The organism is Ascidiaceihabitans sp. (assembly GCF_039986515.1).
GTDB lineage: Bacteria > Pseudomonadota > Alphaproteobacteria > Rhodobacterales > Rhodobacteraceae > Ascidiaceihabitans.
Window position 1 is genome coordinate 323679 of sequence record NZ_JBDWQO010000015.1, and the last position, 24741, is coordinate 348419.

At 56.2% G+C, this 24741-nt stretch carries 25 protein-coding genes; 18 read left to right on the plus strand and 7 right to left on the minus strand.

From position 1 onward, the window contains the following. Nucleotides 1–5: 5 nt before the first annotated feature. Entirely contained in the window at nt 6–353 is a 348-nt protein-coding gene (locus ABJL60_RS16180) for a hypothetical protein (RefSeq protein WP_348290885.1), read from the minus strand. 35 nt (nt 354–388) lie between these two features. After that, nucleotides 389–1087: a DUF599 domain-containing protein gene (locus tag ABJL60_RS16185; protein ID WP_348374616.1), complete on the minus strand. Its 699-nt coding sequence runs from the start codon at nt 1085–1087 to the stop codon at nt 389–391. Nucleotides 1088–1168: 81 nt separating this feature from the next. Between ABJL60_RS16185 and ABJL60_RS16190 the strand changes: the two genes are divergently transcribed. The 8 genes from ABJL60_RS16190 to ABJL60_RS16225 all read left to right on the plus strand — a co-directional run bounded on the left by ABJL60_RS16190 (nt 1169) and on the right by ABJL60_RS16225 (nt 8824). Next, a complete protein-coding gene (locus ABJL60_RS16190) occupies nt 1169–2617 on the plus strand; it encodes an FAD-linked oxidase C-terminal domain-containing protein (RefSeq protein WP_348290889.1) in 1449 nt (482 codons plus the stop codon). Nucleotides 2618–2696: 79 nt separating this feature from the next. After that, a complete protein-coding gene (locus ABJL60_RS16195) occupies nt 2697–3797 on the plus strand; it encodes an FAD-binding protein (protein ID WP_348374648.1) in 1101 nt (366 codons plus the stop codon). Continuing rightward, nucleotides 3794–4162, plus strand: coding sequence for a hypothetical protein (locus ABJL60_RS16200; protein ID WP_348290890.1), 369 nt, complete (start codon nt 3794–3796; stop codon nt 4160–4162). Before ABJL60_RS16195 ends, ABJL60_RS16200 begins: the two co-directional genes overlap by 4 nt. Before the next feature lie 12 nt (nt 4163–4174). Next, entirely contained in the window at nt 4175–5497 is a 1323-nt protein-coding gene (gene glcF / locus ABJL60_RS16205) for a glycolate oxidase subunit GlcF (protein WP_348374617.1), read from the plus strand. A 134-nt stretch (nt 5498–5631) separates the two neighbouring features. Next, nucleotides 5632–6411, plus strand: coding sequence for a trypsin-like serine protease (locus tag ABJL60_RS16210; RefSeq protein WP_348290894.1), 780 nt, complete (start codon nt 5632–5634; stop codon nt 6409–6411). After that, nucleotides 6408–7250, plus strand: coding sequence for a trypsin-like serine protease (locus tag ABJL60_RS16215; RefSeq protein WP_348374618.1), 843 nt, complete (start codon nt 6408–6410; stop codon nt 7248–7250). The genes ABJL60_RS16210 and ABJL60_RS16215 overlap by 4 nt, the downstream gene beginning before the upstream one ends. A gap of 147 nt (nt 7251–7397) precedes the next feature. After that, entirely contained in the window at nt 7398–7865 is a 468-nt protein-coding gene (locus tag ABJL60_RS16220; RefSeq protein WP_348290898.1) for an Hsp20 family protein, read from the plus strand. A gap of 152 nt (nt 7866–8017) precedes the next feature. After that, nucleotides 8018–8824 carry a class I SAM-dependent methyltransferase gene (locus ABJL60_RS16225; RefSeq protein WP_348374619.1) on the plus strand — a complete coding sequence of 269 codons (807 nt, stop codon included), beginning with the start codon at nt 8018–8020 and terminating at the stop codon, nt 8822–8824. Nucleotides 8825–8840: 16 nt separating this feature from the next. Here the strand turns inward: ABJL60_RS16225 and ABJL60_RS16230 are convergent, their stop codons facing one another. The 4 genes from ABJL60_RS16230 to ABJL60_RS16245 form a co-directional block, all read right to left on the minus strand. Further along, the gene (locus ABJL60_RS16230) at nt 8841–10781 is read right to left on the minus strand and encodes a VWA domain-containing protein (protein ID WP_348374620.1); all 1941 of its coding nucleotides are present in this window, start codon (nt 10779–10781) and stop codon (nt 8841–8843) included. Next, complete coding sequence (locus ABJL60_RS16235; protein WP_348374621.1) at nt 10778–11320, minus strand: RNA polymerase sigma factor; 543 nt, start codon at nt 11318–11320, stop codon at nt 10778–10780. The genes ABJL60_RS16230 and ABJL60_RS16235 overlap by 4 nt, the downstream gene beginning before the upstream one ends. Before the next feature lie 65 nt (nt 11321–11385). After that, complete coding sequence (locus ABJL60_RS16240; protein WP_348374622.1) at nt 11386–12426, minus strand: AbrB family transcriptional regulator; 1041 nt, start codon at nt 12424–12426, stop codon at nt 11386–11388. A gap of 1 nt (nt 12427) precedes the next feature. Then, on the minus strand, nt 12428–13903 hold the full coding sequence (locus ABJL60_RS16245) for an NAD-dependent succinate-semialdehyde dehydrogenase (RefSeq protein WP_348290907.1): 1476 nt from the start codon (nt 13901–13903) through the stop codon (nt 12428–12430). Nucleotides 13904–13979: 76 nt separating this feature from the next. Here ABJL60_RS16245 and ABJL60_RS16250 point away from each other — a divergent pair, with 76 nt between their 5' ends. From ABJL60_RS16250 to ABJL60_RS16295, 10 genes are all read left to right on the plus strand, one after another. Next, on the plus strand, nt 13980–14771 hold the full coding sequence (locus ABJL60_RS16250) for an alpha/beta hydrolase (RefSeq protein ID WP_348290909.1): 792 nt from the start codon (nt 13980–13982) through the stop codon (nt 14769–14771). Nucleotides 14772–14868: 97 nt separating this feature from the next. After that, nucleotides 14869–16077: an aminopeptidase P family protein gene (locus tag ABJL60_RS16255; RefSeq protein ID WP_348374623.1), complete on the plus strand. Its 1209-nt coding sequence runs from the start codon at nt 14869–14871 to the stop codon at nt 16075–16077. Between the two features lie 162 nt (nt 16078–16239). After that, the gene (locus ABJL60_RS16260; RefSeq protein ID WP_348290912.1) at nt 16240–17313 is read left to right on the plus strand and encodes a hypothetical protein; all 1074 of its coding nucleotides are present in this window, start codon (nt 16240–16242) and stop codon (nt 17311–17313) included. A gap of 24 nt (nt 17314–17337) precedes the next feature. Next, a complete protein-coding gene (locus ABJL60_RS16265; protein ID WP_348290913.1) occupies nt 17338–17517 on the plus strand; it encodes a hypothetical protein in 180 nt (59 codons plus the stop codon). Then, on the plus strand, nt 17517–18638 hold the full coding sequence (locus tag ABJL60_RS16270; RefSeq protein ID WP_348374624.1) for a hypothetical protein: 1122 nt from the start codon (nt 17517–17519) through the stop codon (nt 18636–18638). Before ABJL60_RS16265 ends, ABJL60_RS16270 begins: the two co-directional genes overlap by 1 nt. Before the next feature lie 90 nt (nt 18639–18728). Continuing rightward, on the plus strand, nt 18729–20651 hold the full coding sequence (locus tag ABJL60_RS16275; protein WP_348374625.1) for an ATP-binding protein: 1923 nt from the start codon (nt 18729–18731) through the stop codon (nt 20649–20651). A 399-nt stretch (nt 20652–21050) separates the two neighbouring features. Then, complete coding sequence (locus tag ABJL60_RS16280; RefSeq protein WP_348290918.1) at nt 21051–21347, plus strand: hypothetical protein; 297 nt, start codon at nt 21051–21053, stop codon at nt 21345–21347. Beyond that, nucleotides 21344–22693 (plus strand): DUF6638 family protein, encoded by a 1350-nt coding sequence (locus ABJL60_RS16285; RefSeq protein ID WP_348290920.1) that lies wholly within the window; start codon nt 21344–21346, stop codon nt 22691–22693. The genes ABJL60_RS16280 and ABJL60_RS16285 overlap by 4 nt, the downstream gene beginning before the upstream one ends. A gap of 1 nt (nt 22694) precedes the next feature. Continuing rightward, the gene (locus ABJL60_RS16290) at nt 22695–22961 is read left to right on the plus strand and encodes a hypothetical protein (protein WP_108829803.1); all 267 of its coding nucleotides are present in this window, start codon (nt 22695–22697) and stop codon (nt 22959–22961) included. Between the two features lie 15 nt (nt 22962–22976). Next, nucleotides 22977–23627: a DUF1523 family protein gene (locus ABJL60_RS16295; RefSeq protein WP_348290921.1), complete on the plus strand. Its 651-nt coding sequence runs from the start codon at nt 22977–22979 to the stop codon at nt 23625–23627. Nucleotides 23628–23697: 70 nt separating this feature from the next. Here the strand turns inward: ABJL60_RS16295 and ABJL60_RS16300 are convergent, their stop codons facing one another. Beyond that, a complete protein-coding gene (locus ABJL60_RS16300; RefSeq protein ID WP_348374626.1) occupies nt 23698–24741 on the minus strand; it encodes a succinylglutamate desuccinylase/aspartoacylase family protein in 1044 nt (347 codons plus the stop codon).

Consider the following 24741-nt stretch of genomic DNA (forward strand, 5'->3'; position numbering starts at 1 on the left):
GTCGTTTAGTTGAGGTCCACGATCGTGGTGGTTTTATTCCATCCGCCGGGTAAATCACGAGCCTGAATTTGCACCTGCTTTGCCCCTTCGGGAACAGCCACCCCCGACAATGATCTGGTGAAGGGTTGTTCATTGACGTGGGGGTGGCCCAAAACCCGCATACCCAGTTCTTTGCCGTTCATGTCCAGAACGCGCCACCCGTCCGCATAATGGTCCCATCCAGTGTCGGGATGCGCGACTGTCACGTCAAACCGCCACGTGCCGCCCAGTTCGATGGCTGTCACTTTGGTGATTTTTGGCGGCTCTGCTGCAGCGGCTGTGGTCAGGGCCAGAACGGCAAGGATGTATTTCATGGTATATTCCTAACAGAATTGAGTGCCCGACAAAGTCACGCTTGTGTGTTCAACAGAATTTTTCGAGAGGCCGATGCGAATTCACGGCGGTAGATGACCCCCAACGTGAATGTTGTGGCCACAATCAAAGTGATCGGGCCCGCCAGCCAAGCCACTGTCGCCATCCCAAAATAGACGGCGCGGAGGCCACGGTTGAACCCCCGTGCGGCTGTTATGCTGATCTCGGCGGCTTGCATCGCGCGTGGCATGGCCCGGGAATCTTCTGCATCATTGGGCACCGACGCCACCAAAACAGCCGTGTAGCCAAACAGCCGGTTCGACCAGACAAACTTTAGGAAGGCGTTGCTTAGAAAGAACACAATCACCAACAGTTTGATTTCCCAGACAAACGCAGGATCGGACACAAGGATCAATTCGCGTGCAAGCCCGCTGACGCGTTCCCCGTTGCCGATCAAAGCCAGGGTCCCGCCAATAGCAAGCATCGAGGTCGACGCGAAAAAGGCAGTGCCTTGGCGCAGACTGGCAAGGATCTGCGCGTCAAAGATGCGCGGATCGCGTGTCACCATCTGCCGCATCCATTCGCGTCTGTATCCGGCCATAAGTGTGCTAACGGACGGGGTGGCTTTGGTCGGATTGTCGATCCACACTCCGATAAAAAACCATGCGCTGAAAAGAAATCCGACAGCGATGACGTCCAATGTCGAGAAAAAGGCGATACGATCAATCCAGGTCATGGTTGCGGTGTACAGCGCCGTCTTAAAACTTGCCATCCCGCAAAATTGGTAATATTATTTTACCAACTGGAGGATTCCCACATGGAAATGCCAATTCCGTCCGCATCTGTATTGTCCCGCAAAGCCCGTGTGGTGGAGCGTTTGCAATCCGTGCTGCCCCAAGATGCGGTCATCCACGATCCTATGGAAACCCGCGCCTACGAATGTGACGCCCTGACGGCATATCGCTGCCCGCCTATGGCCGCTGTGTTGCCCACAACCACACAAGAGGTGTCCGATATATTGCGCATTTGTCATGAGGAAGGCGTCCCCGTGGTCCCCCGTGGATCAGGCACGTCTTTGGCTGGCGGTGCCCTGCCCACCGCAGACTGCGTTATTCTGGGGGTGGCACGTATGAACGATGTCCTGGAAACCAACTATGCGGACCGGTACGTGCGCGTGCAAACAGGCCGCACCAATTTGTCCGTGACCGGCGCTGTCGAAGAGGACGGGTTCTTTTACGCCCCTGATCCTTCCAGCCAATTGGCCTGCGCCATTGCAGGCAACATCGCGATGAATTCTGGCGGTGCACATTGCTTGAAATATGGCGTCACCACAAACAACCTGATGGGTGTCACCATGGTTTTGATGGATGGCACAGTGACGGAAATCGGAGGGGCGCATCTGGACGCCGCCGGTCTGGATTTGCTGGGCCTTGTCTGCGGTTCCGAAGGCCAGTTGGGCGTTGTGACCGAAGCCACCTTGCGCATCTTGCACAAGCCCGAAGGGGCGCGCCCTGTGTTGGTCGGGTTCAACGACAACGAAGTCGCAGGCGCATGTGTCTCGGACATCATCAAAGCCGGTGTCTTGCCCGTGGCCATCGAATTCATGGACCGCTTGTGCATCGAGACCACCGAAAACTTTGCCCAAGCCGGTTATCCTGATTGCAACGCTTTGCTGATTATCGAAGTCGAAGGGTCAGAACAAGAAATCGACCACCAGTTGGCCCTTATTGTCGATATTGCGAACCGTCATGATCCTGTGGAAGTGCGTGAAAGCAAATCCCCCGAAGAAAGCGCCAAAATCTGGCTTGGCCGCAAATCAGCCTTTGGCGCCATTGGACAAATCAGTGATTACATGTGTCTGGACGGCACAATCCCGGTGTCATCTTTGCCGATGGTTTTGCGTCGCATCGGCGAGTTGTCCGACGCATTCGGCTTGCAAGTCGGCAACGTCTTTCACGCCGGCGACGGCAATATGCATCCCCTGATATTGTTCGACGCCAACAAAGAAGGCGACCTTGAGCTGTGTGAACAGATGGGTGCTGAGATTTTGAAACTTTGCGTCGATGCAGGGGGATGCCTGACGGGTGAACACGGCGTCGGCATCGAAAAGCGCGACTTGATGGGCTATCAGTATGCCCCTGCCGATTTGGAAGCCCAAATGGCGATCAAAGACGTCTTTGACCCGCAGTGGTTGCTGAACGCCGCCAAGGTGTTTCCTTTGAATGTCACGGAAGACCGCAGAGCACTGCAGATTGCAGCCGAGTGACCTTTGATAGCGGCACTGAAGGGGGCGCTGCCCCCGCTGCTGTGCACCTCCTCCGGGATTTTTTGGGAAAAAGACAATGATGACACCAAAGACCGAAGATGAACTGGCCGCTTATGTGGCCTCTGCCGATGCCCCCATTTGGGTGCAAGGCGGTGGCACCCGCGGGCTTGAAGGGGAAGGTGTGGCATTAAGCACTGCCAGCATGAGTGGCATCGAGCTGTATGAACCCGGCGCGCTCACCATTGTTGTGAAGGCGGGAACACCCGTTACCGACGTCGAAACCGCATTGGCCGCTGAAAACCAGCGCCTGCCTTTTGAACCGATTGACTACCGCGGCCTGACCGGCGTCATGGGCACCCCCACGATTGGCGGCGTTATTGCCACCAACAATTCTGGCGCACGCCGTATCCAAGTGGGTGCTGCCCGCGATTTTGCCTTGGGTGTGCGTTATGTGGATGGCATGGGGCAAATCGTGAAGAACGGTGGACGGGTGATGAAAAACGTGACCGGTTATGATCTGGTCAAGTTGATGTCAGGCAGTTGGGGCACTTTGGGTGTTCTGACAGAAGTTGCCTTGAAGGTCCTGCCGGCCCCTGAAACCGAGGCCACCGTTATGATCCACGGCCTCAGCAATGCAATGGCCGTTGAAGCGATGGCATCGGCGTTGGGCTCTCCTTACGATGTGTCGGGTGCAGCCCATTCCGAAGACCCCGCAGCCCCGGTCACTTTGATCCGAGTAGAGGGGTTTGAAGCGTCCGTGACATACCGTGTCGCGCAATTGACAAAACAGCTGGCGCAGTTTGGGGCTGACATCACCTGCGCCACCACAGACAGTTCCGCAATCTGGCAAGACGTAAATGCCCAAGTCTGCTTTCATCAAAAAGACGGTGACATTTGGCGTGTTTCAGTCGCACCTTCTGATGGCGCACAAGTTATCGCCGCTGCGGGGGCAGAACAGGCGACTATGGATTGGGCTGGTGGCCTTGTTTGGTTGCGCATGGCGCCAGGCACAGACCTGCGGACCCGTCTGCGTGGCTTTAAGGGCCATGTGACCTTGGTGCGCGGGTCCGGATTTCCGCGTTTTCATCCCGAAGGGGCTGGCGTTGCGATGTTGACCAAAGGGTTGCGTCAACGCTTTGACCCCAAAGGCATCTTGAATCCGGGCTTGATGGCCGCGTGAACTCTCTTGTCGTCATATTTCTGATGGTTTTCGTCGCGGGCCCGTTGATTTTCTTTCGGTTGGTGCGCCCTGCACCGTCGTTGGCGCAATTTCGCCTGTTGGCGGGCATCTCGTTTAGCACCTTGCTGGTCAGCCTTGCTTTGCGCTTTGGCTTTTTGGGACGCTGGGGCAGCGATCCGTCTTTGACCTGGATCACCGTCGGTTTGATCTGGATTGCGTGGGTGGGAATTTTGGCGCTTGGCGTGCAGCGCCTGCGCATGGCGGATCCAAGTGTGCGAATGCGCAACTGGACCGCTGTTTTGGGCGCTTTTGGCACTGCTGTGCCGTGGTTTGGGCTGGCATCAGCCCATTTTATGACAGGCTAAGGACGCATATTCATGCAAACGATGTTTACACCAGAGCAGTTGAAAGACCCTGCGATTGAACATTCCAACAAGATTTTGCGCACCTGTGTGCATTGCGGATTTTGCACGGCAACCTGCCCCACATATCAGGTTTTGGGCGACGAGCTGGACAGCCCGCGCGGCCGCATCTACCTGATCAAAGACATGCTGGAAAACGAGCGTGTGCCGGATGAGAAAACCGTCAAACACATCGACCGTTGCCTCAGCTGTTTGGCCTGCATGTCCACCTGCCCCTCAGGCGTGCATTACATGCATCTGGTCGATCATGCGCGAGAGTACATTGAGGACAACTACAAACGCCCCTTAAGTGACCGCGTTTTGCGTTGGATACTGGCCCAAATCCTGCCCTATCCGATGCGCTTTCGCGTGGCATTGCTGGGGGCAAAGATCGGGCGCCCTTTTGCCCGGTTTATGCCCGACCCGCGTTTGAAAGCCATGCTGGAAATGGCCCCGAAACACATCCCGCCCGTGTCGCGCAACGACGATCCGCAGACCTTTGTGGCGCAGGCCCCACGTAAAAAGCGGGTCGCCCTGATGACGGGCTGTGCCCAAAAGGCGCTGAACACCGACATCAACGACGCCACCATCCGCTTGCTGACCCGCATGGGGTGCGAGGTTGTGGTGGCCGAGGGTGCAGGATGCTGTGGTGCGCTGACCCATCACATGGGCAAAGCCAGCCAAAGCCACGCGACAGCCGCCAAAAATATCAAGGCATGGGCGTCCGAGATGGACAACGGCGGCTTGGACGCCATCGTCATCAACACATCGGGCTGTGGTACGACGGTCAAGGACTACGGCCACATGTTCCGCAATGATCCTTTGGCCGCAGATGCCGCGCGGGTTGCGGGCATCGCCAAGGATGTGTCCGAGGTCTTGATGGATTTAGACATCGAGGCAGGCGCCGATAAGGACATGGTTGTGGCCTATCATTCGGCCTGTTCCTTGCAACACGGTCAACAGATCAAAACCCACCCGAAGACGCTGCTGAAAAAGGCAGGGTTCACCATCGTCGAACCCTCTGATCCGCATCTGTGTTGCGGGTCGGCTGGCACCTATAACCTGATGCAGCCCGAGATTTCCAAGCAGTTGAAAGAACGCAAAGTGCGCACGCTTGAAGCCAAGAACCCCGATGTGATCGCTGCCGGCAACATTGGTTGCATGATGCAGATCGGGTCGGCAGCGGGCGTGCCCGTGGTGCATACCGTTGAATTGCTGGATTGGGCGACAGGAGGGCCGCGTCCGGCAGGTCTGGACCGTGGCCCAAATGCAGCGCCAGAGATTCCGATGCTCAGATAGTGCCAAGCGTGGCCTGACGTGACCTCGCTTTTTACTTTATTCACGCCGTTCCCGACCACTTTGCCCTAATTTCGCCTTAAGTTGACGCTAGCCAGTGCCAGCACGAACAAAGGATAGCGGTTTTGCGGCGCTGGATGTCTCTTTCCATCATGGTTCTGGTGATCACCTCTGCGGCTTTCGCACAGGATGCACGGCTGCGCCGTCTCGATACATCCGATGCAGGCAAAACCTGGGAAGCTGTCGGGCGATTGGACATTGGTGGCACAGGGTTTTGCACTGGCGCATTGATTGCGCCGGACCTTGTTCTGACGGCAGGCCACTGCTTGTTTGACAAAGCGTCAGGGGCCCCTATCGATCCGCAAACCATCAAATTCCTAGCAGGATGGCGCAATGGTCGCGCGTCGGCGTACCGCGATGTGCGGCGGGCCGTTGTGCATCCCGAGTATGCGTTTGAAGGCGATGTATCATCCGAACGTGTGCGCAATGATCTGGCCCTTTTGCAATTGGCCCGCCCCATTCGAAATTCAAAGATTGTCCCGTTTGGCACCGCTGCGCGCCCCCGCAAGGGTGATAAGGTTGGCGTCGTCAGCTATGCTAAAGACCGTGCAGAAGTGCCGTCATTGCAAGAGGTCTGCACCGTTCTGGCCCGACAGGAAGGTGTTCTTGTGACGTCATGTTCTGTTGATTTCGGGTCTTCCGGAGCCCCAATTTTCACCTTTGAAAATGGTGCTGCGCATATCGTGTCCGTCGTTTCCGCCAAAGCAGAAGTCAAAGGTGACAAAGTGTCTTTGGGCACAGCTTTGGGTGCCCCATTGGCACGGTTACAAGCCGAAATGATCGCCACCGCGGACGCAGGGCGTGTACGTGTTGGCGGCGTGCGCCACGACACTGGCGCAAAGTTTATCAAACCATGATGCGCTTGACTGGATGGATCGCGGCCTTGGTCATCGCCGCAACGGGTGCCTGCGCACAAACCACGAAGTTGCGCAAACTGGACAGCGAACTGAACGCGCAAGCCTGGCAGGCTGTTGGGCGTTTGGACATTGCGGGTGGCGGGTTCTGTTCTGCCACTTTGATCGAAGATGATCTTGTCGTGACAGCCGCCCATTGCGTCTACAACATGGACACAGGACAGGCCCATGCACCCGAAAACATGACCTTCAGGGCCGGGTTGCGCGACGGAAAGGCTGCGGCCCATGTGCGCGTGGCCAAGGTTGCGGCCCACCCCAAATTCAATCCACGCGCGGCGTCCAGCTATGCCAATATATCGCACGACGCAGCTTTGTTGCGGCTGGAAAAACCTGTGCAAGTCTATCAATTGAACCCTTTTGCATTGCATCAAGATCGTGTGGTCCGTGGCCCTGTCAGCATTGTGTCTTACGGCCGCAACCGATCCGAAGCCCAATCGCGACAAAACGAATGCCAGATGAAAGAACGCCAAGGCGCGGTCTTGGTTTTTGATTGCGATGTCACCTATGGATCGTCAGGCGCACCTGTGTTCACGCAAATGAACGGACGCGCCAAGATTATGGCTGTGGTGTCAGCCATGTCCGTTTGGGATGGGCGTAAGGTGGCATTGGGTGTGGATGTTCAAGCCGTTGTGCCGGACCTAAAGCAGCAGTTGCGATCCGGACGGTTGGCCATCGCCCCTGCGCCGGCCGCCCGCATCAAGCGCTTGCGCGTCGGCTCAAGCGGCACGGCCCTGAACGGCAAATCGCGCAAAAGCATCGGCGCAAAATTCGTCAAACCGTAATTTCGCCGTTTGGGTCTTGAACCGTCAAAAATCATGCCCAAATTCTCAGTACTGGAATGCCTAATGTTGGGTTCCGGTACTAATCTGGGTTCGTCCGATGTCGGAGAACCTGACCAATAAATCGCTCTTGAACTGAGGATTATACCTATGCGAACACTTGATTTTGCACCGCTGCACCGTGCCACTGTCGGCTTTGATCAGATCGCCGATTTGATGGATCGCGTGATGAGCAGTGAGCCCACGCAAAACAGCTACCCCCCTTACAACATCGAAAAAACAGATGACGATGCATATCGCATTTCCATCGCAGTCGCCGGTTTTTCCGACGCTGAACTGAACGTCGAAGTCCGCGAAAATGCCCTGATCGTCACAGCCAAAAAGGTCGAAGACGAAGGCGTGCGCAAGTACCTGCATCGCGGCATCGCAACCCGCGCCTTTGAACGCCGGTTCCATTTGGCTGATCACGTGCGGGTGACAGGTGCAAGCCATGCAGACGGCATGCTGCATATCGATCTTGCACGCGAAGTGCCCGAGGCACTGAAACCGCGTCGCATCGAAATCTCATCGCAAAAAGCGGTGGAAACAGATGTCGTCGACGCGAAAGCCGTGAACTGAACACGCCAATCGCGCACAGCAAACAGGTGCAAGGCCCGGGGGACACCTTGGGCCTTTTTGCATGCGCCCCTTGTTTGCATCGCGTTTGCGGCGCCGCAGTTGGCGTCCACCTGCATTTGCAGTAGCGTTCTTCAAAAGGGGGTGTTTATCACATGACAACAGACCGCAGTGATACGGCAGCCTATGCAGCCGCAAACAAGCAAACATGGGACGCCTCTGCCCATTTGCACGGCACCGGTCCAGCATGGGAAACACTGCTGGCCCAAGCCGCCCAACCTGCGTTTTCAGTGTTTGACGATTGCATCACGCAGACCCTTGAACACTTGGACCTAAAGGGGAAGCGCGCCGTGCAAGTGGGGTGCAACAATGCCCGCGAATTGCTATCTTTGGCGTCCTTTGGTGCGGTGCCCGCCCTCGGCATAGATCAATCGGCCGCATTTCTGGCGCAAGGCACACAGCTGGCGCAGGCCGCAGGGCTAACGCCCCGATTGCTAGAGGCCAACATCTACGATCTGCCCGATGATCTCGGCCAGTTTGATTTGGTTCTGATCACCATCGGCGTGTTGAACTGGATGCCCGACCTGCCTGCGTTTTTCCTGGTTATTGCAGGGTTGATGGCACCCGGCGCAAAGCTGGTGATCTATGAAACACACCCCATGCTGGAGATGTTTGAACCGGGCGGTCCAACCCCGTTTGAACCTGTTCACAACTACTTTGAAACCGCGCCCGACATTCACGAAGGGGGCATCACCTATGATGGCAGTGACGGGGGCGACGCGCCTACAGGATACTGGTTTTCCCACACAATGGGCGCAATTCTGAACGGATGCATCGCGGCGGGGCTTTGCATCGAAAACCTTACAGAGCACCCCCATTCCAACCGCGAAGTGGATTTCGACATCTACGCAGACCGCGCCGCGCAGATGCCGATGAGCTTTACTCTGCTCGCTGCAAACTAGGGCCCTGACCCCAGGCCTATTCGCTGAGGCTTTGCGCCAAACGCATAAGTTGGATTGCCTCTGCGCGGTAACCGAAGGGATCATCACCCTTGGTCTGGGTTGCCAAAGCAATTGCGTCGGCATACCCCCAGTCCCCCAGATAATCCGACCCGCGCAACAGCTGTCCAAAGCCTGCGATGGCGCTGGCAAAACCTGCGTCGCTTAACGGGCCAAGGTCCGGCGTTATCGCCGTCTCAACAAGCTGGCTGTTTGCATCGCCCGGCGTCTTATAACGCAGTCGCAAAAAGCCAAGTTCATCACTGGTGCGTGGGGTTTCGGATGCGCCGTAGCGCAACGGGTCATTCAAGACCGCAGCAGATCCCGTTGGCGTGACCTCATACAAGGCCGTCACACTGTGCCCCGCCCCGATATCACCTGCATCTACCTTGTCGTTGTTGAAATCCTCACGCTTCAAAGCGCGGGTTTCGTATCCGATCAAGCGATATTCGGCAATTGTCGCGGGATTGAATTCAACCTGGATTTTTACGTCGTTGGCGATGGGGAACAGCGCCCCTGACAATTGATCAACCAGCACTTTTTGCGCCTCAGACAACGTGTCGATATAGGCAGCTGTTCCGTTGCCGTTTTGTGCCAAGGCCTGCATTGTCGCATCGTCCAGATTGCCACGTCCAAAGCCCAGAACGCTTAGGTAAGTCCCGCTGTCACGCTTGTCTGCAATAAAGGTTTTCAACTGCTCAGGATCGTTAAGGCCGACATTAAAATCACCATCCGTGGCCAGAATAACGCGGCTGACGTCGCCGTCCTGTGTCATTTGCTCCGCGACCGAATAGGCTTGTTGCAAACCCGCTTGTCCTGCCGTGCCCCCCCCCGATTGCAACGCATTCAGCGCATTCAGAATCGTCGTGCGATCAGCCGCTTTGGTCGGTGCCAGCACTTGCCCCGCGCTGCCCGCATACGCCACAATCGCCACTTCGTCATCGGGACGCAATTGGCTAAGCATCAACCGGAAGGATTGCTTGAGAAGGGGCAGTTTGTTGGCTTGGTTCATCGATCCTGACGTGTCGATCAGGAACACCAAATTCAGCGGAGGGCGGTCTTCCAGCGCAGGCAACATGCCTTGGATGCCGATATGCACAAGCTGGGTGTCCGGGTTCCAAGGGGTTTGGCCAACCGATACCGTTGGCTGAAATGGCTGACCTTCCGGCGTCGGGTACGCATAGGGAAAATAGTTCACCATTTCTTCGATCCGCACAGCGTCTTTGGGCGGCATTTGCCCATGGGTCAGGCTGTTGCGGACTACGGCATAGCTTGCGGTATCGACGTCGATGGAAAATGTCGAAACCGGGGTTTCAGACGTCACTTGAACCGGATTTGTCGGGGCGTTGGCGAAGTCTTCGATGTTGCCCCGATCCTGTAGCACAGGTTCGCGTTGGCGTATGATCTGTGCAGGGGCGGATTCTGCGATAGCACCTGTCACCTGCATGTCGGCAGCCCCGTTTGCTGCCCCGTTCGCAAGGCTGTCATCGGCCGCCATCAAACGCTCGGGTGCTGCGGTGTCGCGCTTGGCTGCGGTACGCGGCGCGGGAGCGGGTTCGGGGACATCTTTGGATACCGGTGCCACAGCAGGCTCAGGTGCCAACTGCGCTTCGTTTTGGGAAACCCCTGTCGGGCGTGTGCTGCTAAAATCCATCGGCAAAGCGGCAATCATTGCAACCGCAATCAAAGCGGTCGAGGCCGTCAACCCGGCGGGTGTGGTAAGTTTGGCAATCATATTTTTCGCTCCTGTCCAAAGGCCCGTTGTGGGCCGATCAACAGTAAGACGCGTGCCGTCAGCCGATCCTTGGAGGGCTGCAAAGTTTTTTTGTGCCAAAGCCAGATCAGCCGCTTTTTTATCCGCGTCGGGGTCAGGCGTTGCGGCTTGCATCATGGCTTTGATGTCGTTCAGATCGTCGCTCATGTCTGATCCTCGATGTCGCGCAATGCGCTTAGTTGTTTCTTGGCTTGCGATATCCGCCAGCTGATTGTGCCCTCGGACACCCCTAGAACATCGGCGGCGGCGGCATGCGTCAGGTCGTCCAACACAAGCGCAAGCGTATCCCGCAAATCTTGCGATAATTGGCACATCGCCACAGCCAACCAATCGGCCTGCTGCTGACCTTCAGCGAGTTCAGCCTGCCGGTTCATTTCCCAACCACCCCACCCCACGGCTGCGCGGGTGTGTGTCGCCTGTTTGCGCCTGTGATCGTGGCTGGCATTCACTGCAATGCGGTAAAGCCATGTCGTAAAGGCTGCGTTGCCTTTGTAACTGCGCAGCTTGGACGGCAGCATCGCACAAATGTCTTGGGTCAGGTCTTCGGCGTCGGCTTTCGATCCGGTCAGGCGAAAACACAGGGCAAACAGCCCGTCGTACCGCCGTGTCAGCAAAACTGAAAAAGCATCTGCATCCCCGCCCGCAGCAGCCAAAGCAAGGCCAATATCATCGGTTTTTTTACGCATCTCAGGGGTTGGACGTGTCCCCTCCCCCGATCCTTGGCGCAACGGAATTTTTTTCCAAAAAAAATTCACCGCCCCACGCCATTCTGCGTTCTGGCAAACAGCAAAGGCACCGCCACTGAAAGGACCAGAAGACGTGCCAAATGGCAGGCGGCGACAAAGCCCGGCGCGATGCCTAACGCGATGCTCATAGCGACCATGGTTTCAAGCCCACCCGGCGCGAAGGCAATCAGCAGTGCCTCGATGTCCATGCCCATAAGCGCGGCTGTCAGAACCGCGAATCCAGCCGCCGTTGCCGTCGTGATCAGCGTCGCCATCAACCCAGCAATGGCGGCCGCCCTGAGCGCATTAACACTCACGCCCCCAAACCGCGTCCCGATAAGCGTTCCCAGCACCACAAAGGCCGGCACCGCAAGCCACAAGGGCATTTGGCCCGGTGTCACCCCGCTGCCATGGCCCAACATCGACACCAGCATCGCCCCAATCAACAAAGGGGCTGGCGTGTTGATCCGCGACAAAACCAGGCTGGCGGCATATCCCAATACAGCCAAGATCAAGATCGTCCACACCGTCATGGACGCCCCTGCCCCGACCATGGCCGCGGGCGAAGGCACCCCAAGAACAAGAGCAGCCACAGGGGTGATCAACGTTAGGGCAAGCAATCGAATGGATTGCACAATTGTGATCCGTGCCAGATCAAGATCGTATTGTGCGCCAATGCTCAGAACAAAGCTCAGATGCCCGGGCGACGCCGCAAGCAGGCCGCTTTGCACGTCGAACTTGAAAAAACGCACCAAGGCCCACCAACAAGCACCAAGTCCGAAGATCGTCGACAGCATCAATGCCACAAACGCCAAAGGCAGCTGCACCAGCATTTGCGTGGCCTGCGCCGTCATTCCCGCACCAACGGACATACCAAGAATGACAAATGCGATGTTGCGGACCTTATCGTCCAGTCCCAATTGCAGCCCTGCAAGGCCTGCCGCGCTGACGCAAAGGGCGGGCCCTGTAAGATCCGGCAATGGCATGTGCAAAAGACGGGCAAGACAGGCCCCGCCCACACCGACACCCAAGGTTTTGAGCGTCGGTATGGCAGAGCTTAGAGACATCTCAGACGGACATGCAGACGTATTTCATTTCCAAAAATTCCTCGATTCCGTGATGGCTGCCTTCGCGGCCCAAACCGGATTGTTTGATGCCGCCAAAGGGTGCGACTTCGGTCGAGATAATTCCAGTGTTCACGCCGACAATGCCGTATTCGAGTTCTTCCGACACCTTGTAAACGCGGCTGAGGTCCTTGGCGTAGAAATAGGCCGCGAGCCCAAAGATCGTGTCATTGGCCATGGCGATCACATCGTCCACATCGTCGAACTTGAACAATGGCGCTAGGGGGCCAAAGGTTTCTTCATGGGCGACTTTCATGTCCTGCGTCACGCCTGTCACGATTGTTGGCTGCATGAAAAATCCACCCAGATCGGATGGTGCGCCCCCGGTCAGAACCGCGCCGCCGTTGGCGGTGATGTCTTCCAGATGGTTTTGCACTTTTACCACAGCCGCATCAGAGATCAGCGGCCCTGTGGTGACGCCGTCTTCAAATCCGTCGCCGACTTTCAAGGCCTCGACGGCGGCTTTCAGCTTTTCCGCGAATGCGTCGTAAACGCCCGACTGCACGTAAATACGGTTCGCACAAACGCAGGTTTGCCCGGCGTTGCGGAATTTGCTCATCATCGCACCTTCCACGGCAGCATCCAGATCCGCATCGTCAAACACGATGAAAGGCGCGTTGCCGCCCAGTTCCATCGAACATTTCATCACCTGATCCGCCGCTTGGCGCAGCAAAATGCGCCCTACCTGCGTTGATCCTGTGAACGTCAACTTCCGTACCGCGTGGTTTTCGCAGAACTCTTTGCCGGTCTCAGATGCGTCGGACGTCGTAACGACCTGAAACACACCCGCCGGAATACCAGCGCGCTCTGCCAACACGCCCATGGCGATGGCAGACAGTGGCGTCAATTCTGCGGGACGCGCAACAAAGGCACAGCCCGCCGCCAAAGCAGGGGCTGCCTTGCGCGTGATCATCGCGTTGGGGAAGTTCCATGGCGTGATCGACGCTGCAACGCCAATAGGCTGCTTCACAACCGTGATGCGTTTGTCCCGTTGGTGACCGGGGATGGTTTCCCCATAGATCCGCTTGGCTTCTTCGGCGAAGAATTCCACAAAAGACGCACCATAGACGATTTCACCTTTGGCCTCTGCCAGCGGCTTGCCTTGTTCGGCCGTTAGGATCGCACCAAGATCGTCTTGGTTTGCTATCATAAGGTCAAACCATTTGCGCAAAACAGCACCGCGTTCTTTGCCCGTCCACTTGGCCCAGTCTTTTTGGGCCACCTCAGCCTGAGCGATCGCACCCGCCACCTGTGCGCGGCTTAGATCCGCCACTTCGGCCACAACGTCGCCACGGGCAGGATTGCTGACTTCAAACGTGCCTTTATCACCGTCAAGCCAACTGCCTCCCACATAGGCGCGGGTTTCCAAAAGGCTTGGATCGTTAAGCATGGATGAAAGGGTTGTGGCTGTATCTAGCATAATGCGTCCTCTGGCGATTGCGCATGCAGCCAAACCAAGTAATGTGCCTGTTGTCTAGTTCAAAGAGGGTAATGTGATGTCGGGTATGGACGATGCTTATGCGAATGCAGCCTATATCGAAGGCGCATCAGACTACCCCGCGCGGTGGGATGAAGCCGCACAAAGCTTTCGCACTTCGCTTGGCGCACGTGCCGAAATTGGGGTGCCTTATGGCCCGTCCAAGCGTCAGGTCTTTGACCTGTTTCACCCCGAAGGCGAACCCAATGGCTTGCTGATCTTTGTGCACGGTGGCTACTGGCTGCGGTTTGACCGGTCCACTTGGTCGTATTTTGCAAAGGGCGCTTTGGCGCAGGGTTGGGCCGTGGCCATGCCATCCTATGATCTATGCCCTGATGTTCGCATCGCAGGCATCACGCAGCAGATTGCCCAAGCCGTACAGGTCATCGCCCACCGCGTCCCGGGGCCCATCAGCCTGGCTGGACACTCGGCGGGGGGGCATCTTGTGGCGCGTATGTGCGCGCCCGGGATGCTGCCATCGGATGTCATGTCGCGGATTTACCACGTCATGCCAATTTCACCACTAAGCGATCTGGAGCCCCTGCTGCAGACGTCGATGAACAAAGACTTCCAAATGGACGCAGGCATGGCGCAAGCCGAAAGCCCGATGGCACAACCCAAACCAAACACGCCTGTCACAGTCTGGGTCGGCGGGTCCGAGCGCCCCGCCTTTCTGGATCAATCCATGTGGCTGGCGGACGCTTGGGGCTGCGATGAAGTCGTTGCAGAGGGCATGCACCACTTCAACGTGATCGACGCGCTGGCAGACCCGCACAGCGACATGATCAAACGCTTGACCGGAAACACCTAATCGTCTTAAAGAAAACCTGCCCGACGATGGCGTCGCGGGTGGCTTTTTATACAATTTGTCCTGAACGCCGGGACCTTTCTGCAAAGGAGGGTCTGACATGACCACACGTCCTGATTTTCACCGTTTCCACAATGGCACAAAAGCGCCATTGCAATTCGCCGTTGCCGAATACGAGGCACGGCTCGCAAACCTACGCAAGCATATGGTTGCGTTAGGCGTCGATGCAGCTGTGCTGACATCTATGCACAATGTGTCTTACTATTCCGGCTTCACGTACTGCGCCTTTGGCCGCCCTTATGCTGTTGTTGTAACGCCCAACGAATGCGTCACCCTCAGCGCGGGCATTGACGCGGGCCAGCCCTGGCGCCGGTCCTGGTGCGACAACATCACCTACACCGACTGGCAACGCGACAACTTTTGGCGGGCCGCCTTGTCTGTGGCGGGATCAGGCAAAGTCGTTGGGTACGAATCCGATCACCTGAGCCTGTTGCAAATGGAAAAACTACGCGGGTTCTTGTCCCCTTCCAAAACCGTGGACCTCTACGAGACCACAATGGTGCAACGGATGCACAAATCTGCCGCTGAAATCGAATTGATCCGCGCAGGCGCAGCCGTTGCAGACGTAGGCGGATACGCCGTGCGCGATGCCGTCAAAGCAGGCGTGCGCGAAATTGACGTGGCCATGGCAGGCCGCGACGCGATGGAGCTGGAAATTGCCCGCAGATTTCCCGACGCCGAATACCGCGACACATGGATCTGGTTCCAGTCGGGCCTGAACACGGACGGCGCCCACAACCCCGTCACCGCCCGCATATTAGAACGCGGTGACATCCTATCGCTGAACACCTTCCCGATGATCTCGGGCTACTACACCGCGTTGGAGCGGACCATGTTTGTGGAAACCGTGGACGATGCGAGCCTCGGGTATTGGAAAGCCAACATCGGTGCGCATGAACTGGGCATGTCCTTGCTGAAACCCGGCGCGTCCTGTGCCGAAGTCACCGCTGGCGTGAACACATTTTTTGCAGAACGCGACCTTCTACAGCACCGCACATTTGGGTACGGCCATTCCTTTGGTGTGCTGTCCCACTACTACGGACGCGAAGCGGGGTTAGAGTTGCGCGAAGACATCGACACAGTGCTGGAACCGGGTATGGTAATTTCAATGGAGCCGATGCTGACGATCCCGGATGGCACACCGGGCGCAGGCGGCTACCGCGAACATGACATTCTGATCATCACCGAAGACGGGGCCGAAAACATCACAGGCTATCCCTATGGGCCAGACTTTAACGTGGCGGCCTAAAACATCGGAGGGTCGGGTTTTCCTGACCCTTCATTTCCCGCTATCTGCCTTTCCTTTGCCGCTTTCATTTGCAACACTTTGTCTAAATCACTGAGTGGGCTGATGTAAATCATGTTTACATTGACTATATAGGCCCTAAGCAATTGAACACGGGAGTTATTTATGGCTGATTTTGACGCGCAGGTTCGGGAATCCCAATCGCAGGTAGCCGAGGCACAATCCAAGATCGCAGAGCTATCGAGCCGCATTGAAGCCGCGCGCACCAAGATGAAGTCGGGCGACGAGGCGATGATGGATATCGAAAACGCGTCACTCGAAGATGTGCATGCCCACACGGACGTGATGAACGCCAACATCGCGGAACTGATCATGGGGCTGGACGATGTGACATCCGCCTTTTCGCAAGACTTTGACGAGATGCGCAACAAAACGGGTTGGGAAAGCTTTGTGGGCATCTTTGCCAAAGCCAAATCCGACAGCATGCGCCAAGAACGTGTGCGCACGGCCTCAATTGACGACAAGTTGCAGGATTTGATCGGCAAATCCGATGTCATTGTGAAGCTGCTGGAAGGCCAGTTGTCGATGCTGGAAGAGCAAAAGGTGAAGGTTGAGGCCAACCTGAGCGAGACGTTGGACGAACGCGAAATGACAGTGGGCGAATTGTCGACTTTGCAAGCCGACATTCAGGCAATGGACCCCAAAATCATCACTGTTGAAAACGCCATTGCATCGGAACAAGACGCCGCCAAACGCACCGCCCTTGAGACCGAACTGGCCGAGTTGAACAGCGCCTACAACGAAATGGTGCAGGAAGAACAAGTGAAGCTGGCAAAGTCTCAGACACTTGAGCGTTATATCGAGAAAGGCAAAACTTGGGTCGATTCCTTGCAGAACCAAGCGGCCACACAGATGGTTCTGATCAACAAGCTGCAAACAGACACCAAGCAACGTGTTGTTCTCTATGACGCTTTGACCAAATCCTTGAAGACCGCGCAACAACAGGACGTGGCGCACCGCATCAACGAGATTGGCGTGCAGACCGACCAAGAAGCACAATCCGCGATGGCAGGCATTGGGGCCGCGACCAACAAGCGGATGGCCGAAATGATGGAAGCGCACGAAGATCACATGGTCTTTGCGCGGGATGTTCTGGAGCAAAAGGCGAAAGCGGATGAACGCTTTGCGCGGCGGTTCCAGCAGATTGTCGAAAAGCATGACAGCAATCAGTACGGGTGATCCTTTGACCAAGGATTTTTCCATATGATGCGGATTTTCATTGCTGCTGGCGCGATCTTGGGTGGTGTTGCGGCCTTCCAGTTCAGTGAAGTGATTGGGATGGCGTTTGCGATTCCTTTGATCAAGGGCATCGTGATCGGCGCACTCGTGGGTTTTGCGGTCTGGCTTGTTCTACGTGTATTTCTGGAGACACAGTTGTGGTGATGGAAGGCCAAAACACTGAGACAAAAGGTCTGACCGACCTGTTCGCATCGCGCCGTTATTTCCGAAAATTTGCAGGCATCCTGCAACACATGACCCGTGTGGCGGGGGTGATGGAAGCCGAAGGGCGGTTGAACCGAGCAGAGGTGAATATCCTCACGCGGTATGCCAGTGCGTTGCATTTCACGTTTCAGGCCCTCAGCTACAAATATCTACTGGTCGGGCGTGATACGGGGCGGTTCTTTGGATCGCTTGAAATTGACACCAAAGAAAGCGGTTTTCCGGCCTCGGAGGAGATCCTGACAATGGCCAATGACGCGCAGCAGGCCGAACGCCACTTGCGTGAAATGCCATCCGAGGACGAATTAAAGTCGCAGATGGTTGGCGTGATTTTGGGCGAACGTGAAATTCCCACAAAGTTGCAATTCGCTTTGTCACAACGCCTTTATTATCAGGAGCTGTCGCGCGGCGACTTATTCTGGGCCCGTAATGATCCTGAGGTGCAATGGTTGGGGGATGCTGGCCCCGGTCGGCGGCGGTTTATGCTGCATTGGGCGGTCTATGACAGTCAGGTCAACCTGCCTGTGATCTATATGATGGAGCTTGAAGACAGCGGCAAAGTGGCCCTACCCAAAGACCAGCGTCGTTGGCCCGAGGTGCAAGCGCATCTGATGGCGCAAGCCATGGCGGGGCTGAAGCTGATGACCATCGCCAAAGGCTTTGACGAAGATTTTGACGATCTGCACCCCAAACGCATGCGCCGCTTTCATGTGGGGCCGATGTATTCGGATGCGTTTACGCGCCAGTCGGGTCCGATGGCGCAGGTTCTGGCGCAAGCCAAAGCCCCTGCCGGGCAGGATTGGGCGCTTGTGTGGACCGAAGAAGAATTGGAAAGCGAACGCGTTGTGGAAGAACGTCAAGGCTGGTTTTCAACGGTAGAGCGTGAGGTGTTTGCGCTTGATCCCTTTGCCGGACGCGGTGCCGATACGGGGGCCACACGCATGGAGCGGTCGATTGTTGTGCCGCAGCGCCCTTATCAGGTGTTGGAAGAGTTGAACCCACCGGGGTTTGGGTCTGTTCGTAAGTTTGTCGTGAGCCCACAGGGGCGTGTTCTGCGGTACTGACGGGACCCTCCGGGGGAGGTTTATTTGGCGAGATGAAGCGGAGGGATCTGTTTTCATTTCAGGCCAGTGTGATTTGAAGAGGGATTTGAAATGAGCCAAACATCTGACCAGATGGAACTGCGCGAGAGCGATATTGTGAAGCATTATGATATGGCCCTGGCCATGTTGCAGGGCTTTGATCACGCGCCGCGCATTGGCAAAGCTGTGGTTGATGACGCGCCTGAGCGGTCTTCGGGCATTGGGACACGCCGTCGTTTTCGGTCGACCACCCCGGGGTTGATGACGCGCCGCACGGCGGTGTCTGGTGCTGTTCAGGTGATGACGCGGATTGAGGATGATGACTTGGTCACGCCGTTGCAGGCGACGGTGATGAATGCGTTGCGACGGTCTGTGTCGATCGCCTTGGCAGTGGGAGAGGAATACGCGGAAAGTTCGGGACTTGGTGATCTGAAACGGGCGAATTTGGAAGGCTCTTTGCCTACGACGCGGAAATCTGAGTTTTCGGAGTTACTGGCGGCAGAGGCGTTGATCACGCTTTATGTCTTTGGCAATGCCACCGCCTATCTCCTGTCGGCCCATGGGTCTGAGGTGACCGTGGAACTGGGTGACGTTGAGGAGGTTTTGACCGACAATGGCCAGACCGCTTTGCATGGCGCGCTTTGGGAATTGGATCAGGACATTGCCGCGCTTGGCACGGATGATGCGCGGATGGTTGCGACGGTGACGGGGTTTGCCGAGGCGTTGATGGAAAAGGTCGCGTTGCGTGCCGGATCGGCACCGCGGCTAGAGGCGTTTTCGGGGGCAACGTGGCGTGTGGAGGCCGATGATTTCACGGTTTCGGGGTTCTCGCCTGCCTCCAAAGCAAAGTCCACAACCCTGACCATGTCCTTCAAAAAGCCAAACGAGGTCGTGGGCAACCACATCGCCAAATATCAGGCGATGAAGCTGTCCAAGATGCTGATGGCCTATGATTTTGACCGCCGCTTGAACCCGTTCGCGGAGCTTGGCGGTTTCATCTTTACCTTCATGGGTGACGGCAAGCCGGGGACGGGCAAGACGACGCTGATTCAGATGATGGCGGGGATGGTGAATGATTATTGCGGGATCGCGGGCTATCCGTTTCGCTACCAAAACCTATCCACAGACAACATCGACAGCTATCAGGGCAAGTCGGGCCAGAATGCAAAAGCGTTTATCAACAATGTGTTGGACCCTTCTGTGATTGGCTTTGGCACGATTGATGACATTGACCAGCTGGCGGGAAAACGTGGCGACAGGCAGTCGTCAGCGGGGCAGTTAGAGATCACCGCCGTGCTGATGGAAAGCTTTGCGGGCGCCAATACGGTGGTGCGCGGGAATTGCACGTTTGGGATGTTTTCGAACTATCCTGAGAATGTGGACGATGCGTTGCGTCAACGGGCCGGGGCGCGGTTTCTGGTCGATGGGCCGCAAACGCGCGAGGACTACATCGACATTTTGTATCTGTTGATGGGCAAGAACCACGACATTCCGACGGGGGCCCATGAGGTATTTAGCGCGCAGGAAATCAAATCGGCTGTGGCCGCATCGTTTGAAAGCCACGCCCGTCCGCATGAGGAAGGGTTGGTCAAAGTGTTTGACCGCGTGGCCGAAGAAATCGGCGGTTTTGACACGATTGCAAAGCTTGGGACGTATTTGAAGGGTATCCAAGAGGCCGACCCGCGTTTCACAGGCCGCGCGATCAAGAATATCACGGATGCTGTGAAAGTGCGGGCGATGGACTTTGAATTGCCCGATGAATGGATGGAGGAACCGGACCTGTTTCTGTTCAAGGATTACGACACAAAGAAGGGGATGATTTCAGAGCTGCGCCAACCGATTACGGTGGAGATGGTGGTGCAAGAGATCAACCGGTACGCGGATTCCGAGTTCCGCTATGCTGATAAGTCGGATGAGGTGGCGATTGAGGGGATGGTGCGGGATATGGGGCGTCAGGTTGAGGCGAAGAAGCGGTTTTTGGGAGGGGAAGGGTGAGTTGTGTCTCCTTCCTCGCAATTTCGGCCGTCGTACTTTTAGTTGAGTATTCAGTGTTCTTCTTTGTTGGAAAATTCGTTGGTCAATTCTTGATCCCATTCGGTGTTATCAAGACTGTCGCTGCTCTTGCAGTTTCCTATGGTGTTTGCATGGCATCACTTTCTCTGGTCATTCCATTTGTTATGTTGCAAAGCGGACCAAAATCAAAACACTTCTGTACAGAATGGACGGATACCACTGTCACAACTTTAATAATGCTTGGGTCCGTATTTTATCTGATCGTTGTAACATATTCTATCTGGCGTAAGGTAACTTTAATATGAAACGCCTCATCCAACGCGGCCTCATGTTTGGCACCCTCTTCCACACTCCTGACCACGCCTCATCCGGAGCCACCCCATGATCCTCCTTATCGCTATCACCGTACTGGCCGTCATCCTCGGTCTCGTCTTGCCTTTGCGCTGGGGCGTTTTTGGCTTTCTTGGCGGGGCGGTTTTGCTGTTTGTGGCTCAAGCTGGCATCAACACTGCCATGGGCTTCGAGGGCGTCCCGATTTCGGAAAGCTTACTTCTCTTCAACGATTCTTACCTCGCCTATGTCGGCTTCAACCTGCAAATCACCTACCGCGCCTTTGCAGTGCCACTGCTTGCACTTTCGGTTCCATTGATCTTTCGTATGGCAAGGGCAACCCCATGAAACGCCTCATCCAACGCGGCCTTATGTTCGGCAACCTCTTCCATGTCTCCTCGCCCGCATTGGTCGAGCGCTACAACCGTGCGCTGAAACACCTCACGGGCAAGACCACAGAACTCACCGATTTCCACATCGACATTTCCGGCTATGCACCAGAGGTCGGGGCCGAACTGAACGACGATCTCTACCTTAACCACGCAGGCGTGAACCGGCAGTTCATTTTGCTGAGCACCGAACAAAAACGCTGCCCTCTGTTGAACGCGAAATTCTCGACCAGCTACACGATCTTGCGCGAATTCTTCGACACGAACGAAGCGCAACTATTCGCCCTAACGGCCCGCGACGCGGTTGCGGGGGAGCTGGTCAACAGCGTCTATGACATCTCGGACCCGCAGCGCCTGTTCGACATCAGGTCGGTGCAAATAGAGGCGGACACGACCAAAGGCACGGTGCAATCGGCCAACACGCTGGCGACGAAAGTGGACCGTTTCCTGCAAGAGGACGACGCGTGGTTTGATGATGTGTTGATCGCAGAGATGATCACACTGGCGGGGGAAACGGGTGACGTGCGGCGCAATCCTGTGCGGTTGAACCATATGGAGTTCGCGCAGGAGAATTTTTGGACGGCGCATTTTGGCGGGCTTTACATCTTCCAAGGGACCGCGCGGCAGGCGGCGATCACCTCTGCGCCAAAGGGGCCATTGGGCGACTTGCCCGTGACGCGCACCTACGGCATCGACGAACGCAACCGCATTGCGCAGTTCCTTGACGACTGCAATCTGGTCGAACCCATCGTGAAGGCGCGCGGCGTCGATGCGGCCGCCATCTTGCGGCAAAAGATGGATTTCATCCTGATTGATGCGGTGGCGGGCACAGGCGTGGACCTTTCAAACACAACCCGCCGCGATATGCGCCGCCTTGCGCGTGAACATTCAAACCTTGTGCCAGAGGCGTACAAAGCCATCGGGCAGTTGGTGAATTGGGCGGAACACGGCGGGTCGTGGCCCAAGATTGACAGCGAACACCCCGCATATTTTTATACCCTCCGCGCCGCAGATACGGCAGACAAAGACCTTGTGAACATGCTGCTCGCTGAACTGTGCCCGCAAGACATTCGCCAGCTCTTTATTTGCCATAAAGAGCTGTTTTATGCGACCTATGCAGGGTGGTCCGACAGCAAGAAAGACTATGTTGCGGACTATCTGGAGCGCGAGTACCAAGTGGATAAAGCGGGGGCGCGGGCGGCCTTGTTTGGGCATGAGGCGGCGATGGACGCCACCCCCGGCCCCTGGGATCGCAACGATATGATTGATCGCGTGGGCCCTTGGGGCGCGGTGAGGAGGCGTTAAGATGTTTGCATTGGCACGGTTGTTGTTCATGGGGTTCATTGTTCTAACAGTGGTTTACGTGAGCCTGTCGTTTTATTCACGCGCGGTGCGGCGCGGAAAGCTGAAGGCTGAATGGTACGATGGCCCCCAAACCACGGACATCGACAGCTATGTGGATCAGGGGCTTGCCGACTATGATGGGTCATTGCGGCGCAAACTGATCTTGGGGGTGTATATTGTGCCGTTCACCCTTATGTGTGTCATCATCTATCTGACCAATTTCGCCTGACCGGAGGGGTTTTTCGTGACCTATATCAAGTGGTTCTTCATCATCAGCTTCTGGGTCTTCGTGGCTGCGTTCTTTCACTATACGCTGCCGCAAAAAGACATCGTGCGGATCACCGACACCTACGAAAAACGGGTGGATTTTGGGGAAAACTCGATCTTTTGGGCCAGCGCAGACACGGGCACAGATGGCACCGCGGTGAACCGCGATGTGTTCTTTATCCAGACGCGGCTTGCGGGCAGCGATGGCGTCATGGTCTACCGCAACGAAGACACCGGCTGGGGTTGGCCGCCCTACCTGAAATTCGACACGTCAAACCTTCAGGCAGAGGCTGCCGATGCCAAATCAACAGCGGCAGATCCGCAATACGCGATCATCCGGCACTACGGCTGGCGCAATGAATTTATGTCGATTTTCCCCAATGCACTGGACGTGAAAATCGTCGACGGACCAAATGCGTCCAAAGGCATCCCATGGATCAATATCATCGTGCTGACACTGTTTGCGATGGTCACCTATTTCATATGGGTGCGTTGGCGCCGCTTCCGCATCGCGCGAATTGATCCGACGCTTGAGGAGATTCAAGACAATTGGGACGCAGCCGGAGACGCCGTTGATGAAAAGCGCGGGCGTATTCGCCGCTGGCTGGGGACTTGGAAGGCCAAGTAAAAGACCGATCCGCCCTTCATCTCGCCTGATAAACCTTGGGGGGCGCCGAAAGGCGTGGGGGCAAAGCCCCCTAGATGATTTCATCCTCATCAAACATCGGATCGTCTTGCAAATGCAGGCTGTGACCCTCAACGGTGCTTTCAGCCCACTTCATTGAAGCAACACGGGCCAGATGAAACACCGCATCCCCTTCGTTCACGACAGGCAAAACGGCGCGGCCGACGATGATGCCGTCAAACGGGGCGATGATATCCTTTTCCTGCTCCCCAAACGGATCAGATACAGACCCCATAACGTCGCCTTCATGGACCAGATCACCATCTGACTTGAACGTGCGCAACAGGCCGCCCATCGGGGCGCGCAACCATTTGGATGACGGGCAAAACTGTGGCTTCGCCTTCGGGCGCGACACACCTTTGGATCCGATCATCCCCATGTGATGCAAGACCCGCATGATGCCCGCGACACCTGCGCGTACGGAAAATTCATCAAACCGCAAACCTTCACCCGCCTCGTAAAGCATCACTTTTTTACCCAAGCGATGGGCTGTTTCACGCAACGATCCTTCACGTAAATTGCTTTCCATGATAACAGGTGCGCAAAAAGTGTCCGCAAGGGTACGGGCATCTTCGTCATCCGGAGACACCCGAATTTGCGGATAGTTGGTGCGATGAATTGCTGCGGAATGCAGGTCAATTCCCAGGTCGGACCGTTCAACGATTTCACGCACAAACAGGTCGGCAAGGCGGGATGCCAAAGACCCTGTTTCACTGCCTGGAAAAGACCGGTTCAAATCGCGGCGGTCCGGCAAATAGCGGGACCGGTTGATAAACCCGAACGCGTTGACGATGGGCACAACGATCAACGTACCCTTCAACGACTTCAGGTTCGGCGTCTTTAGCAATCGACGCACAATTTCTATGCCGATCACCTCATCGCCATGAATCCCCGCGCTAATAAAGACGACAGGACCGTTCAGGCGGCCATGCAACACATGCGCTGACATGGTGACGGGTGTGTGATCCGACAAGTAACTGACGGGCAAGTTCACTGTCCGGCGCGTGCCTGAAGCAACTGTTTCAGAGCCAATCTGAAACCCTTCGCGTTTGGGCAT

Bases quoted from the DNA above. Each gene is read 5' to 3' on its own strand.
- ABJL60_RS16300 (WP_348374626.1), bottom strand. From the start codon at position 24,741: ATGCCCAAACGCGAAGGGTTTCAGATTGGCTCTGAAACAGTTGCTTCA.
- ABJL60_RS16215 (WP_348374618.1), top strand. From the start codon at position 6,408: ATGATGCGCTTGACTGGATGGATCGCGGCCTTGGTCATCGCCGCAACG.
- ABJL60_RS16220 (WP_348290898.1), top strand. From the start codon at position 7,398: ATGCGAACACTTGATTTTGCACCGCTGCACCGTGCCACTGTCGGCTTT.
- ABJL60_RS16180 (WP_348290885.1), bottom strand. From the start codon at position 353: ATGAAATACATCCTTGCCGTTCTGGCCCTGACCACAGCCGCTGCAGCA.
- ABJL60_RS16290 (WP_108829803.1), top strand. From the start codon at position 22,695: ATGTTTGCATTGGCACGGTTGTTGTTCATGGGGTTCATTGTTCTAACA.
- ABJL60_RS16195 (WP_348374648.1), top strand. From the start codon at position 2,697: ATGACACCAAAGACCGAAGATGAACTGGCCGCTTATGTGGCCTCTGCC.
- ABJL60_RS16265 (WP_348290913.1), top strand. From the start codon at position 17,338: ATGATGCGGATTTTCATTGCTGCTGGCGCGATCTTGGGTGGTGTTGCG.
- ABJL60_RS16250 (WP_348290909.1), top strand. From the start codon at position 13,980: ATGTCGGGTATGGACGATGCTTATGCGAATGCAGCCTATATCGAAGGC.
- ABJL60_RS16230 (WP_348374620.1), bottom strand. From the start codon at position 10,781: ATGAGCGACGATCTGAACGACATCAAAGCCATGATGCAAGCCGCAACG.
- ABJL60_RS16225 (WP_348374619.1), top strand. From the start codon at position 8,018: ATGACAACAGACCGCAGTGATACGGCAGCCTATGCAGCCGCAAACAAG.
- ABJL60_RS16275 (WP_348374625.1), top strand. From the start codon at position 18,729: ATGAGCCAAACATCTGACCAGATGGAACTGCGCGAGAGCGATATTGTG.
- ABJL60_RS16185 (WP_348374616.1), bottom strand. From the start codon at position 1,087: ATGACCTGGATTGATCGTATCGCCTTTTTCTCGACATTGGACGTCATC.
- ABJL60_RS16210 (WP_348290894.1), top strand. From the start codon at position 5,632: ATGTCTCTTTCCATCATGGTTCTGGTGATCACCTCTGCGGCTTTCGCA.
- ABJL60_RS16260 (WP_348290912.1), top strand. From the start codon at position 16,240: ATGGCTGATTTTGACGCGCAGGTTCGGGAATCCCAATCGCAGGTAGCC.
- ABJL60_RS16190 (WP_348290889.1), top strand. From the start codon at position 1,169: ATGGAAATGCCAATTCCGTCCGCATCTGTATTGTCCCGCAAAGCCCGT.
- ABJL60_RS16255 (WP_348374623.1), top strand. From the start codon at position 14,869: ATGACCACACGTCCTGATTTTCACCGTTTCCACAATGGCACAAAAGCG.
- ABJL60_RS16285 (WP_348290920.1), top strand. From the start codon at position 21,344: ATGAAACGCCTCATCCAACGCGGCCTTATGTTCGGCAACCTCTTCCAT.
- ABJL60_RS16270 (WP_348374624.1), top strand. From the start codon at position 17,517: ATGGAAGGCCAAAACACTGAGACAAAAGGTCTGACCGACCTGTTCGCA.
- glcF (WP_348374617.1), top strand. From the start codon at position 4,175: ATGCAAACGATGTTTACACCAGAGCAGTTGAAAGACCCTGCGATTGAA.
- ABJL60_RS16245 (WP_348290907.1), bottom strand. From the start codon at position 13,903: ATGCTAGATACAGCCACAACCCTTTCATCCATGCTTAACGATCCAAGC.
- ABJL60_RS16240 (WP_348374622.1), bottom strand. From the start codon at position 12,426: ATGTCTCTAAGCTCTGCCATACCGACGCTCAAAACCTTGGGTGTCGGT.
- ABJL60_RS16235 (WP_348374621.1), bottom strand. From the start codon at position 11,320: ATGCGTAAAAAAACCGATGATATTGGCCTTGCTTTGGCTGCTGCGGGC.
- ABJL60_RS16280 (WP_348290918.1), top strand. From the start codon at position 21,051: ATGATCCTCCTTATCGCTATCACCGTACTGGCCGTCATCCTCGGTCTC.